The sequence below is a fragment of the Thiocapsa sp. genome (assembly GCF_035467215.1).
GTDB lineage: Bacteria > Pseudomonadota > Gammaproteobacteria > Chromatiales > Chromatiaceae > Thiocapsa.
On record NZ_DATITZ010000203.1, the window covers coordinates 1 to 12,673 of the forward strand.

Consider the following 12,673-nt stretch of genomic DNA (forward strand, 5'->3'; position numbering starts at 1 on the left):
CAAGGCTCGAGTGCCTGCCAGGCGCCGACACCGTCCCATGTCGCCCCGGCACCGGCGCTCGCGGTGCCGGCATAGAGGGCTCGGTCGAGCCGCGCCAGTGTCTCGGCCGCGGCGGCATCGCCGAGCTGCCGGGCCAAGGCACCGAGCCCCGCCGCGGCCTGCCCGGCCCAGCGGACCCGTCCCCAAGCCAGCAAGGCCGTGCGCGCGCCGCGGGCGTCGTTGTTCAGACAGGCCTGCTCGACGCGCCGGCGTGCCTCGCGCAGCGCCTGCGGCGAGGCGTGGGTCTCGACTCGATCCGGGGACTCGCGACGGCGCGATCCGCGTTTGAGCCAGACAAGGGCGGCGAGCCAACCGAGACCGATCAGGCCGAGCGCGGCAACCCCGAGACCGATCGGACCGGCGATCGCGCGACGCACCCAGTCCTCCGCCATCGACGGCCATCGGCCCGACTCGCGAGGCTCGGCGTCCGCGTCGACGCGATCCGGCACGGCGGCCGTGTCCTCCGACGCCGGCTCGCCCGCGCTCGCGAACGGCCGGGGTGACCCCGCGCCGGCGGTCTCGGCGGGCGCCGCAGCGATCTCCAGGGTCCGCGCGGGCACGACCGCCACCCGCTCGCGATCCTCGCGCGTATCCCACCAGGGAATACGCACCTCGGGAAGGGTCAGACTCCCGGCTCGGGTCGGCACCAGGGCCACCTCGAGGCTCCTGAGTCCGACCGGCGCGCCGACGCCCGGTAGGTCCTCGGCGCGGGTCTGACCGGGGTAGAGCTGCGCACCGTCCGGCGGATCGAGCACGAGCGGCGGCAGCTGGGCCGCGGTGACGCCGCGCGCGGTGACCGTCAGGACACGCGTCACCGGCTCGCCGACCTGGAACCGCGGCGACGCGGGGACCCACTCGTCCGAGATCTCGACGGATTCCGCCGGCAGCCAGGGCGAGCTCGAACCGGGCGGCTGCGCACGGACCTGGATCTCGAGATCGGGCGCCCGCTCCACGATCCGCCGTCCGGTGGTCGTCATCCCCGACAGCCCCGCGAAGGGTCCGGCGCCGAACAGCGCATCGAAATCGTCGACAGGACGACGACCTGACGGCCGCGGTGCCGGCATGACCGCCTCCAGTCGGGGACCGCGGATCACGAGGGGGCCGCTCTGCAGCGGCACCACGAGGAAGCGTCGCTCGATGACTTGATAACGCTGGCCGTCGATGACCTCGACCGATGCGCGATCCTCTCCGTCGCGCTTGATCGTCGCACCCTCCACCTCGGGCTCGGAGAGGACCGCACGCTGCGGCGCCTCGCGCTCGCGGTAGAGCACCTGGACCCGATAGTGAAACGCCTGCTGGACGTAGGGTGTGGGCTCGTCCGTCTCGGTCCGCACGAAGATCGGCTTCGGGCCGGCGGAGGGGTCTTGGGCCGCGGCGTCCTCGACGACCTCGACCGTGAGCGGCGCGCTGCGCATATCGCCCCAGGCCAGCGCGGGGATCTCCAGTCGACCCGATCGCTTGGGGGCAAGCTCGATGCGCCATTCGCGCGTGTGCGAGACGGAGCCGTTCAGAACGCTCATGCGCTCGCTCTGGCTGCGGCTGAGGATGTCGAAATCCGCCTCTAGGACCTGGAGCTCGGGCTCTACCGAGAGGCGACCATCACCGTACAGCTGCAGGATTAGGGTCTCGTTCGCGGCGATGCGGTCGCGATCGATCTCGGCGCGAAGACTGTCGGCCCATGCGCCTTGAGCGAACACGGCGAGGGCACAGAGCAGCGGGAGCAGGACGGCGAGCATCAGGTGCCGAGGCCGCTTGGACGTCGCGTCGTCTGCGCGTCGAGAGGAGGTCCGGTCGAGTCGAATCAAGTCACACATCCAGGTTCAAAGTCGACGCATACGTGCGTTTCGAGGTGTCGTTGTCGCCTATGCGGCGGCTCAGGGCAAGCGCCCCTCGCGGCGCAGATGCTGAAGGAGAAACCGCTGTCGGAGCAAACCGCCCGGGTCGTCCGGGACTCGGCGCAATTGCGCCTCCATCGCCTGTGCGCGTTCTTGCGCCTCCGGGCTGAGTGCGTCCGACAGGTCGCTTTCCGAGGGCGCGGAATCTTCGGTCGTCGGATCCGATGCCCCGTCTGCGTGCTGCGCCGATCCGGCGGTTTCATCCTCCGGCAACGCGACATCCTCGGTCTCGGCGATGTCGTCAGGTCCGATATCGCCCGGGTCGCCAGCCGGCCCGCCCTTTCCGCTCGATGCGGGTCCGGTCTCGGAGCGGTTCGGCGAGGCCTGATCGGATGACGCATCGGCTCCCGGCTCACCCGCCGCATCCGAGCCGTCGTGCTCGGCCGAATTGGATGCGAGCTCGGATGGCGGCTCGGTGCCCTCTTTGCCCTCGCCCGCCTGCTCGCCCGCGTCCTCGGGACTCTCGGCCGGGTCCGCCTGCGCGTCGCCGCTGCCGGGCGCGTCGGACGGATCGCCTCCGCCGCCCGAAGGCTCTTTCCCGGATGCGCCTTGCGAGTCGCTTGCGGCGTCACCCGCCTCTCCCTCGCCTTGGCCCTCGCCATCCCCCGACTCCCCGCCCTCGGACGACTCGGGCGGGCGGTCCCGCAGCGCTTGGAGCAGCTCCAGGTTGTAACGCGCATCCGAATGGTCTGCATCGCGTTCCAGTGCACGCTCGTAAGCGGCGATGGCCTCGTCGAGCCGTCCGAGGCGCGCGAGTGCATTGCCGCGGTTGTAGTCCACGTCCGGGTCCGGCACGTCGGACAAGGCCGCGAGTGCGCGCTCGTAATCGCCGGCCCGATAGCTGGCGGCGGCACGCCACGCCGGATCCCGAAACAGCTCGGCCGCCTCCGCGCTCGCGCCGGCCTCGAATTGTCGGGCGGCCTTTTGATCGGCCGTCCACCAGAAATCGGACCACTCGAAGGCCCATCCCGGGGTCGGCGGCAGGATCATGACACAGGCGAGGATCGACAACAGCCAACCGCGCCTGAAGGCCAAGGCGGCGAAGGGCAAGAGCACAAGCAACAGCCAAGGACCCTCCTCGCGCCATTGATCGGACAGCAGCGACGGCTCCTCGGTCATCTCCGCATCCATGGAGCCGAGGCCCATGAGTGCACGGGTATCGGCGTCGCTTGCATGCGATTCGACATAACGGCCGTTGCCGAGCCGGGCCAGCTCGCGTAGCTCGGCCTCGGGCAGGCGCGCGATCCGGACCCCGCCGCCGGGGTCTGGCTCGAAACCGCGCGTCCCGTCCGGGGCTAGGGGCACGGGCGCACCGTCGGAGGTGCCGACCGCGAGCACCGAGACGCGATGTCCGCCGGCAGTCAATGCCTGCACGGCAAACCGGGCCGAGGCCAGGTCGCCGACCCCGTCGGTCACCAGGACGATATCGCCGCGACCGGCGGAGGCACGCCCCAGCAGCTCGCCGGCCGCATTCAAGGCCCGTGCGGTATCGCGCGCCCCCGACACCGGGATGAGGTCGGTCGTCAGCTGGGGCACCTGAGACGAGATGGTCGCGGCATCCCGCGTCAGCGGCGAGACCACGAAGGGCTCGGGGCCGAAGGCGAGCAGCGCGACCTGCCCTTCCTCCGATACCTTCAGCAGATCCATGACCTCGAATCGGGCGCGCGCGAGACGGGATGGCCGCAGATCGGCCGCGTTCATGCTCGGTGAGAGGTCGAGCAGGATGACGCGCGCGGCACTGGTCCCGTAGACGGGCTGCGCGACACGCTCCCACGCCGGTCCGGCCAACGCCAGCGTCGCCAGGAGCCAACCGAGACCCAAGAGCCACAGCGGCAGGCGTCGCGGTGCACGATCCGCACCCACCAGGAGATGCGGCAGCAGATGGGCATCGACCAGGCGTCGCCACACCAGCGCGCCGGCCGGCCGTCGCCACAGCAGCATGAGCAGGATCAACGCCGGGATCAGGGCCAGCAGCCACATGGGTCGCAGAAGCTGAATCTCAGGCCACACGACGGCGCACCCCCGCGGAGAGCAGCGGCCCGGCGGCCAAGCCGAAGCTCAGGAGCAGCGCACCGGCCGCCGGCCACATGTAGAGCGAACGCCTCGGCGTAAGCGAGCGCTCGTCGCGCTCACTCGGCTCGAGACGGTCGAGCTCGGCGTAGATCTCCTCGAGCTGCTCGCGGGCATGGGCCGAGAAGAAGCGCCCGCCGGTCATCTCGGCGATGCGCTCGAGCGTCACCGGATCGAAATCGCTGCCCGCGCGCGCCGGAACGCCGCCGAAGGGCGAGCGCGACTGCGCCATCCCCCCGCCGATTCCGCCGCCGATCCCAATGGTGTAGACGCGCACGCCCGCCTGCACCGCCAGCTCCGCGGCGGCGAGCGGCTCGATGTGTCCGGCGTTGTTGGCACCGTCGGTCATGAGGATGACGACGCGATTGTCCTCCGGCTGATCGCGCAGATGCTTGACCGCCAAGGCAAGGGCATCGCCGACCGCGGTCTCGCGACCGGCCAGCCCGACCACCGCCTCGCTCAGCATGGTCCCGACCGTGGTGCGATCGAAGGTGAGCGGTGTCATCAGATAGGCCCGGGAGCCGAAGAGGATGAGTCCGAGACGATCCTGCTCCCGCCTCCCGATGAAACGGTCCGCGACCGCCTTGACGAGTGCGATGCGCGAGACCATGCGGTTGTTCAGCTCGTAGTCGGCCACCTCCATGCTCCCGGAGATGTCGAGCGCGATCATCAGATCTCGGCCCGAGACCGGTAGCCTGACGGGATCCCCGACCCATTCGGGACGCGCCGCGGCGAGCACCATCAGGACCCAGGCGATCAAGGCGAAGATCAGGCGTGGACTCAGCGAGCCGGTTCCGCGGGCCCCGCGCGCAACCTCCCCCGCGAGGTCCGGATCCAGGTGAAAGCGCAAGGCCGCGCCCTGCTCGTCGGGGGCGCGCGGGAGCCAGGTCGCCAAGAGCGGGAGAGGGAGGGCGACGAGGGCTAGAGGCCAGGCCAGCGTGATCATGCTGAAACGCGCTCGGCGGGTGTTTTTGGGGTGATTTTTGGGGTCATCTCGTTGCAAGGGGTGGCGCTTCGGCCTCTGGGTTGGCAGGCGTTTCCTCGGCCCCGCGAACCGCGGGGCCGCCGCGGCGACGGTTCGCGCGGATCCAGGTTTCGGCCAACTCGACCAGGGCATCCGGATTCGGCGGTGGCTCGCCGGCGCCGGTCGCGCCGTAGGCCAGATCGGCGAGTGCTCGACCCGGTCCGCGACGAAAGCCCTCCCCCCCGCCGGTCGCATCCAGGAAGGAGAGCCAGGCATCGCCGGTGAGTCCGGCGACCTGCTCGCGCGGAAAGCGTGCGAGGGCGAACCGGCGCAGCAGGCGCGAGAGTGCGGCGACGAAGACGCGGGTGTCACCGTCGGCCCGGGCGGTCTCCCGCAGCACGGCGAGCTCGCGCAGGGCCGAACGGGCGGCGGCACCCCGACGCCGATGCCGGCGCCAGCGCACGCCGGCCACCCAGAGCAGAACCGCCAGCAGCACGGTGGCGGAGATCCACCAACCGGGGGCCGGCGGCCACCATTGGATGGGATCCGGCAGATGCCAGTCGCGCAGTTGCGCCAGAGGATCGCCGTTCACGCGAAGCCCCCCGCGGCGGGCAAGCGTCCTCGCCCGCCGAGACCGAGCGCCAGTGCGGGACCGACCGGGACATCCGCGGTCAGGCGCAGCAGGTGGGCGCGGTTGCGCCGCGCGAGCCGTTCCAGGGCCTCCATCCGGCTTCGGAACAGGTCTTCGTACGCCTCGCGGCTCCCGGAACGGGTCAGATCCAGCAGGCCGCGTCGGCGCCCGTCGGTCACGGGGTAGCGTCCGGATGGCGGTGCCTGGATCTCGATGCTGTCGTGGACCGGCAAGAGGATGACCTCGCAGCCGGCGGCCAGCTCGGTCATCCAGCGTGTCTGCGTGCGCAGGATGTCGGCGAAATCGCTGATGACGGCGACCAGGCTGCCTGGGCGCACCAGCCTGACGAGGTGTCCGGCGGCATCCCCGAGCGAGGCGTAGCCGCCGGCCGGGCCGGAGGTTTCGGCATCCGCGGAGAAGGCAGGCGCCGGGCTCGCCAGACGGTCGAGGAGCGGCAGGAGCCCCCCGGCACGCGAGGCCGGGCGGCGCTCCAGATGCCGGGTCTCGTCGAAGACCAGTCCGCCGACCCGATCGCCGCGATCAACGGCGGCCCAGCCGAGCAGCGCGGCCGCACGCGCGGCGACGACGGACTTGAAGGCGATGCGAGTGCCGAAGCGCATGGTCGGCCCTTGGTCGACCAACAGCCAGACCGGGCGCTCGCGCTCCTCCCGGAAGAGCTTGACGTGGGGACGACCGGCCCGGGCCGTGACGCGCCAGTCCATGTTGCGCGGGTCGTCGCCGGGCTGATAGACGCGCGATTCGTCGAACTCCATCCCGCGCCCGCGAAAGCGCGCCACATGGCCGCCGGTGCGCGTCGCCAGGACCCGGCCGCGCGGCGCGAGATCCAGACGTCGTGCCTGCTCGCGCAGGGCGATCAGCTCGGTCAGTTCGGGGAGGATGCCCTCGGTCCGCGCATGCCGCGTCGTCGCGTCCTTCCCAGTTAGGGGGTTCGATCGCATGGCGAGGGCCGCCTAAGGCGCCGGGACGCGCGCAAGCAGTGCCTCGATGAAGTCGTCGGGCCGGCGGCCTTCCGCCTCCATCTCGTAAGACAGAAGCACGCGATGACGCAGCACATCGGGGGCGAGCGACTGGATATCCTCGGGCGAGACGAAGCTGCGCCCGTTCAGCCAGGCCAGGGCGCGCGAGCAGCGATCCAGGGCGATGGTCGCACGCGGGCTCGCGCCGAAGCGCAGCCACCCGGACAGGTCGGGCGAGTAGGCCTCGGGCTTGCGGGTCGCCATCACCAGGTGGACCAGATAGTCCTCGACCTCGGGGGCCATGTAGAGATCGAGAATCGCGTGCCGGGCGGCGAAGACGCTGGCCTGACTGAGGACGACGCCTGGGGAGGTCGCGCGATCCCGTCGGGCCTCGTCGCGATTCAGCCGCAAGATGGCACGCTCGGTCGCGATATCCGGATAGTCGACCCGGACATGAATCAGGAAGCGATCGAGCTGGGCCTCGGGCAGCGGATAGGTGCCTTCCTGCTCGATCGGGTTCTGGGTCGCCATGACCAGGAAGAGCCGCGGCAAGGGGTAGGTCTCGCGGCCGACGGTGACCTGGCGCTCGCCCATCGCCTCCAGCAGGGCGGATTGCACCTTGGCCGGCGCGCGGTTGACCTCGTCGGCGAGCAGCAGGTTGTGGAAGATGGGGCCGCGGTCGAACCGGAAGGTCCCGTCTTGGGGACGATAGACCTCGGTCCCGGTCAGGTCCGCCGGCAAGAGATCCGGGGTGAACTGGATGCGATGGAAATCGCCCTCGAGCCCGGCGGCAAGCTCCTTCACGGCCGTGGTCTTGGCCAGCCCCGGGGCGCCCTCGACCAGCAGATGGCCGTCGGCGAGCAGGGCGATGAGGAGCCGATCGATTAGGCCGCGTTGACCGAGGATGGTCTCGCCGACCTGCTGGCGCAGTGTGGAGAACTCGGCCGCGAGTGAATCAGGCGCGGTGTCGGCAACAGCGAATCCGGGGGTAGATGCGGCCGTGGTTGCGGCGGCGCGTTGCGAGGCGGTGATCTGATCCAAGGTCGTCGGCTCCTCCATCGTGGTGTCGTCTCGGACGCCATCGGCCCGTGCCGTCATGCGTCTCTTATGTTGCCTGCGCTCCGGTTGCCGGGGAGCAGTCATGCCGTAGGACGGGTAGAGCGCAGCGAAACCCATCCTCCAAACCACTGCGTTGCCGGGACTCGGTCCGATACACTTGTCGCGGGCTGGATCGGTTTCGCTGCGCTCTACTCATCCTACCCTTTATCGAGTGTTCACCCTGTTTCCGAATAGTGGCTTAGGGTAACTCGACGTCGATCGCGAGCAGATCCCGCGGGTGGCGGCACTGAAAATCAGGCCCGGCAGCCGCGAGACTCTCCAACGGCGTGTAGCCCCAAACCACGGCGGCGAAGCGCACTCGCGCATCGCGCGCCGCCTCCAGATCGCGCAGCTCGTCGCCCACATAGACCAGACGCCGGGTGTCGATCCCCTGCACGCGGGCCTGCCGCCGCAAGGCCCCGGCCTTGCCGAAGAGACCGGTTCCGCCAATCACGGCATCCAGACCGGGCAGCCGATGGCGTCGGACGTATTCGTTCACGCTCGCCCGCGCATTCGACGACAGGATACCCAAGCGATGCCCGCGTTGCAGCAGCGCCTCCAGCACCTCGCCGATACCCTCGATCGGCGCCGTCTCCATCAGATCGGCACGCATGGCGCGGCGCATCCGTGTCGCGAGCTGCGGCAGCCGGTACATGGGCACACCCAAGGCATGGACGACCTCGAGCGCGTGCATCCCCCTGAGTCGCTCCAGCCGCTCCCGACTCAGCGGCGCGCACCCGAACTGCGGGCCGACCTCCCGAAAGGCCGTGAAGGCGACCTCGAGACTGTCGACAAGGGTACCGTCGAAATCGAACAGGATGTGAACCGACATCGGTCCCTCCTGAACCGCGCCTCACCATCGCCGTTGGCCGCGACGAGGCCGAACAAAGCGACACACGACGCCTGTCACTCCGGGCGCGGTTCAGTTGCGGTTCAGCCCTTAAAGCCGACCTTCTTATGCGTCCCGTCGCAAAACGGCTTGTTCTTCGACGCCCCGCAACGGCAAAGAAACGCCTTCTCGCCCTGCCAAGCGAGCCGACCGCTGCCGGCGCGGATACTCAGATTTCCGTTCAGGACCAGCGGGCCATCGGGCCGCAACTCGACCTTGAGCTTCCCGCCCGTCGCGGTCAGTCCGGGGCCCTTCTCGCCCACGGCGCCGTAGTCCTCGAACTTAGCCTCGATATGACTGTTGTCGCAAAACGGCTTGTTCTTCGAAGCCCCGCACCGACACAGCGCCGCGCGGAAACCCACGCCGGGCATGTCGTCCCCCGCACCTTCGATCTCCAAATCGCCGGTGAGATAGAGCGGGCCGTTGTAGGCGACCGTCAGGCTATTCTCCGCAGGTGGCGCCTCGGGTACACCGGCCTTGTCGGTGTAGGTCAAGGCGCCGCTCGGACAGCGCTCGACGATCTCGCGGACCTCCGCCTTCGAGACCACATCGGGCATGCACCAGGGCTGACGCTCGGCCACGAAGAGATCGCCCGCGGAGTGTCCGCATTCGCCGACGTGGATGCAGAGCCGTCCGTCGAACCTGACGTCGATCTCCTTCCCCGCGAAGTCCAATGGTTGTTTCTTGCTCATGCGTGCCTCGGTGGGATCGGCCGGGATCCGGCCCGCGATGTTCCGGGGCGAACCGCCGACGGTGTGGATTTGATGAGAGCTCAGACCGGAATAACGCGACGGCTCCGGCCATTCGCAAGCGCACGGTCCTGGCCGCCGTGCTGGCACTAGTGTGGGGGCCGGCAAAGGAACAGGCAACGCCCGGCACGGCAACGCGCTGCGCACGGGTTCGACTCGGGCTGCACGAACGCGCAATGCGGTCCCGGATCGGATCCGCAGCCCGGCTTTCGGGTTATCATGCCGAGTGATCCGGTCGCGAGCTCCGCCGCTCAACCGCCGATAGCCATCGCCGAGACAGCCCGTAGGCAACACCCCGGCCCGGATCCTTCGCATTCCACCCCAATCGCGCGGATCCGCCCCCGATGCCGAACCTGAACATGAAGCACCTGCGCTACTTCTGGGCCGTCGCGACGCACGGGTCCATTGCCCGCGCCTCCGAGATCCTGCACCTCACGCCCCAGACCATCAGCGGACAGCTGCGCGAGCTCGAGGAGCAGATCGGGGCGAAGCTGTTCGGCAAATCCGGACGCAACCTCGCGTTGACCGAAAGCGGACAGGTGGTCTTCTCCTATGCCGACGAGATCTTCAGGCTGACGGGCGAGCTGCAGGACGTGGTCTCGGGCCGTCCGCCGGCCTCCGGCATCACCTTCAGGGTCGGAATCGCCATGGTCGTGCCCAAGCTGCTCGCCTATCGCGTCTTGGCGCCCGTGCTGGCGCTCCCGGAGCCCGTGCGCCTGGTCTGTCACGAGGCACCTCTGACGGATCTCTTGGCCGATCTATCTGTGCATAAGCTCGACCTGGTTCTCGCCGACAGCCCGGTGAATCCGGCGCTCAACATCCGCGCCTACAACCATGTCCTGGGAGAATCCGGGATCAGCTTCTTCGCGGTCCCGGAGTTGGCAGAGCGCCATCGCGAGGATTTTCCGCGCTCGCTCAACGGTGCACCGATGTTGATGCCGACGGGTTCGAGCTCACTCTTTCGCGCACTCGAGCATTGGTTCGACCGACATGAGGTGAAGCCGCGCATCGTCGCGGAGTTCGAAGACCGCGCGCTCATGAAGGCCTTCGGCGAGGCCGGGGTCGGGATCTTCACGACACCGACCGCGGTCGAGCAGGACATCCTCGAAAAGTACCGTGTCGCGCTGATCGCCCGGGTCGACGACATCAAGGAGCGCTATTACGCCATCTCGGCCGAGCGCCACATCAAGCATCCGGCGGTCTCGACGATCACCGAGTCGGCACGGCACGACCTCTTTGCCCTGCGGGGGTGAGGTGCTCGGGGCGCCGGGAGTGCAGAACTCAAGGGATCCCTCTCCAGAAGCACCTGCAATGGCGTGAATGTACCGTGGTGGAGGTCCCGCGGAGACGACTCAGACCTTTTTGAGAAAACAGGTCTTGAGCACCAGCCCCTTCACCTTGTCCGCATTGCACTCGATTTTCTCTTCATCCGACGCGGTTCCGGGCTAAACAAGGACCTGCCGCGTCTGCTCGAGATAGCGATGGATGGCCTGCTCGGTGCGGGCATCGATCATGGCCTCGGGACGCTTGCCGCGCGGACAAGGCAGGCTCGGCGTGGTTCCGAACAGCCGGCAGATCAGCGGGCGCTCCGCATAGACCCGGCAACCCTCGGGACCGAGATGCGGGCAGCTCCACGCGGCAAGCGCCGCCTCGTGCTCCGCGTCGGCTCTGAGCGGGAGTCGGGCCATCTCCTCGCTCGAAGCGGTGACCGGACCGCAACAGTCATGGCATCCGGGCTCGCATGCGAAGGTCGGGATCTTCCGGCGGAGCACCTCGATGATGCGGTCGTTGCGGTTCATCGTCCATCGCCTCCTCGCGCGGCTGTCGTTTGACTCTCGGGTCTTCACCGTCACCGAAAGGCGACTAACATCCGAAAACCATTCAATCATGCCTCGGCGGGGTCCGGTGCCATTGTTCTCCGAGGAGTCGCACCGGACCGCGTCGGGGTGACGAAACACCGCCCGCATTGGAACAAACAATCCAACGAGATACCACGCCGTGCAGCAGCAACCGACGCTTTTGGAGTTACCGGGTGAGGAGCTGGGTGAGCACGGCCGTCTGTGCGTTCTCGAATCAGCGACCTGCGACCCGGAGCGGCTCTACGAGCGCATCTTGAGCGGGCGCTACGGCAAGCCGTTCATCGTCGAAGACGGCCGGACCCGGCGGCTCTTCTTCAGTCTGCGTTTCGTGCAGAGCTCCATGCGCATCGCGGATCCGTTCGCGCTGGATTTCGCCTACACGCGCAAGATGATGGCCTTCCTGTTGTTCGTGCCCGAGCCCGAGCATGTCGTGATGGTCGGCCTCGGCGGCGGCTCCATGGCCAAATTCTGTCACCGCTATTTGCCGCGCACGCGCCTGACCGTGATCGAGGTCAACGCCGATGTCATCGCCCTGAGTGCCGAGTTCGGCGTCCCCCGCGACGAGCGCCTGATCATCGTGCGTGCCGACGCCGCGGACTATCTTCCCAGCGACGAGAGCGACACCGACGTCCTGCTGCTGGACGGCTTCGACGCCGACGGCATCTCTCCCGCGTTCCTCAGTCGCGATTTCTACGCAGCGGCCCGCGGTCGGCTCCGGCCCGGCGGCGTGCTGGTCGCCAACTTCTGCGGATCCGCCGACGGATGGCATCCGCATTTCATGCTCCTCGACGAGGTCTTCGATGGCCGGGTGCACCTCGGGCGGGTCACCAACGACGACAACTACATTGCCTTCGCATTCGCCGACGCCGGATTCCCCATCGACTGGGCGTGTCTGGATGAACGCGCAATCACGCTGAATCACCTGTTTCCGCTTGATTTTCGCATCCTTGTGGAGCGACTCCGCGACGGAGCCGATCTGCGTCGAAAGCTTCGGAGGCGACCCCAACGGGCGTCTTGGTCCCGAGGGCCGGGACGCGGTTGAACCACTGAGGTTTCGACGTATCAAATCCGAGCGCAGTGCTGCGATAATGGCGTCGGATGTCCGATCCCGGACGCCGCCTTTCTCATCGATCGACACGAGGACGAGACCATGACCAAGAAAACCATCACCCCTGCCGCCGCCCTGGTCGGTGCTGCCCTCGTCGGCAGCCTCGGCGCCTTCGGCCTGGCCCAAGCCGCAGACAACCCCTTCTCCGCTCAGTCGCTCGACGCAGGCTACATGCAGCTCGCCGGCGCCGACACCGAAGGCAAGTGCGGCGAAGGCAAATGCGGCGGGGCCAAGGATGCGGAAGGCAAATGCGGCGAGGCCAAGTGCGGCGCCGACAAGGGCACCGAAGGTAAGTGCGGCGAAGGCAAGTGCGGCGCCGACAAGGGCAAAGACGGCACATCCGGCAGCGCCACCTGAAGCGACCTCGCCGGCGTCCATGAACCCTTCACCTGCC

The 12,673-nt window shown here is 68.6% G+C and carries 12 protein-coding genes and 1 pseudogene; 3 read left to right on the plus strand and 10 right to left on the minus strand.

All coding sequences use genetic code 11. The features are described 5' to 3' along the window. The 8 genes from VLR48_RS11145 to VLR48_RS11180 form a co-directional block, all read right to left on the minus strand. Positions 1–1,844, minus strand: a 1,844-nt coding sequence (locus VLR48_RS11145; RefSeq protein ID WP_325291854.1) for a BatD family protein, incomplete at its 3' end; no start/stop codon positions are given. 69 nt (positions 1,845–1,913) lie between these two features. Continuing rightward, a complete protein-coding gene (locus tag VLR48_RS11150) occupies positions 1,914–3,944 on the minus strand; it encodes a vWA domain-containing protein (RefSeq protein ID WP_325291855.1) in 2,031 nt (676 codons plus the stop codon). Continuing rightward, positions 3,934–4,950: a VWA domain-containing protein gene (locus tag VLR48_RS11155; protein WP_325291856.1), complete on the minus strand. Its 1,017-nt coding sequence runs from the start codon at positions 4,948–4,950 to the stop codon at positions 3,934–3,936. Before VLR48_RS11155 ends, VLR48_RS11150 begins: the two co-directional genes overlap by 11 nt. Positions 4,951–4,993: 43 nt before the next feature. Then, positions 4,994–5,560, minus strand: coding sequence for a DUF4381 domain-containing protein (locus VLR48_RS11160; RefSeq protein ID WP_325291857.1), 567 nt, complete (start codon positions 5,558–5,560; stop codon positions 4,994–4,996). Then, positions 5,557–6,558, minus strand: coding sequence for a DUF58 domain-containing protein (locus VLR48_RS11165; protein WP_325291858.1), 1,002 nt, complete (start codon positions 6,556–6,558; stop codon positions 5,557–5,559). The genes VLR48_RS11160 and VLR48_RS11165 overlap by 4 nt, the downstream gene beginning before the upstream one ends. A gap of 12 nt (positions 6,559–6,570) precedes the next feature. Beyond that, positions 6,571–7,635: a MoxR family ATPase gene (locus tag VLR48_RS11170; protein ID WP_325291859.1), complete on the minus strand. Its 1,065-nt coding sequence runs from the start codon at positions 7,633–7,635 to the stop codon at positions 6,571–6,573. Between the two features lie 238 nt (positions 7,636–7,873). Next, on the minus strand, positions 7,874–8,506 hold the full coding sequence (locus VLR48_RS11175; protein WP_325291860.1) for an HAD hydrolase-like protein: 633 nt from the start codon (positions 8,504–8,506) through the stop codon (positions 7,874–7,876). 101 nt (positions 8,507–8,607) lie between these two features. Then, positions 8,608–9,255, minus strand: a complete 648-nt coding sequence (locus VLR48_RS11180) for a CDGSH iron-sulfur domain-containing protein (protein WP_325291861.1) — start codon at positions 9,253–9,255, stop codon at positions 8,608–8,610. A 401-nt stretch (positions 9,256–9,656) separates the two neighbouring features. Between VLR48_RS11180 and nhaR the strand changes: the two genes are divergently transcribed. Continuing rightward, on the plus strand, positions 9,657–10,565 hold the full coding sequence (nhaR, locus tag VLR48_RS11185) for a transcriptional activator NhaR (protein ID WP_325291862.1): 909 nt from the start codon (positions 9,657–9,659) through the stop codon (positions 10,563–10,565). A 99-nt stretch (positions 10,566–10,664) separates the two neighbouring features. On the opposite strand, the pseudogene VLR48_RS20150 reads toward nhaR, so the two are convergent. Beyond that, positions 10,665–10,733 (minus strand): annotated as a pseudogene (locus tag VLR48_RS20150) (PhnA protein); the annotation flags it as partial. A gap of 24 nt (positions 10,734–10,757) precedes the next feature. Further along, complete coding sequence (locus VLR48_RS11190; protein ID WP_325291863.1) at positions 10,758–11,111, minus strand: YkgJ family cysteine cluster protein; 354 nt, start codon at positions 11,109–11,111, stop codon at positions 10,758–10,760. 199 nt (positions 11,112–11,310) lie between these two features. On the opposite strand from VLR48_RS11190, the gene VLR48_RS11195 reads away from it, so the two are divergent. Continuing rightward, positions 11,311–12,213 carry a spermidine synthase gene (locus VLR48_RS11195; RefSeq protein ID WP_325291864.1) on the plus strand — a complete coding sequence of 301 codons (903 nt, stop codon included), beginning with the start codon at positions 11,311–11,313 and terminating at the stop codon, positions 12,211–12,213. A gap of 108 nt (positions 12,214–12,321) precedes the next feature. Continuing rightward, positions 12,322–12,636: a low-complexity protein gene (locus VLR48_RS11200; protein ID WP_325291865.1), complete on the plus strand. Its 315-nt coding sequence runs from the start codon at positions 12,322–12,324 to the stop codon at positions 12,634–12,636. Positions 12,637–12,673 lie beyond the last annotated feature (37 nt).

Coding starts and splice junctions, on each gene's coding strand:
- VLR48_RS11175 (WP_325291860.1), bottom strand. CDS start 8,506: ATGTCGGTTCACATCCTGTTCGATTTCGACGGTACCCTTGTCGACAGT.
- nhaR (WP_325291862.1), top strand. CDS start 9,657: ATGCCGAACCTGAACATGAAGCACCTGCGCTACTTCTGGGCCGTCGCG.
- VLR48_RS11190 (WP_325291863.1), bottom strand. CDS start 11,111: ATGAACCGCAACGACCGCATCATCGAGGTGCTCCGCCGGAAGATCCCG.
- VLR48_RS11180 (WP_325291861.1), bottom strand. CDS start 9,255: ATGAGCAAGAAACAACCATTGGACTTCGCGGGGAAGGAGATCGACGTC.
- VLR48_RS11165 (WP_325291858.1), bottom strand. CDS start 6,558: ATGCGATCGAACCCCCTAACTGGGAAGGACGCGACGACGCGGCATGCG.
- VLR48_RS11200 (WP_325291865.1), top strand. CDS start 12,322: ATGACCAAGAAAACCATCACCCCTGCCGCCGCCCTGGTCGGTGCTGCC.
- VLR48_RS11155 (WP_325291856.1), bottom strand. CDS start 4,950: ATGATCACGCTGGCCTGGCCTCTAGCCCTCGTCGCCCTCCCTCTCCCG.
- VLR48_RS11170 (WP_325291859.1), bottom strand. CDS start 7,635: ATGGAGGAGCCGACGACCTTGGATCAGATCACCGCCTCGCAACGCGCC.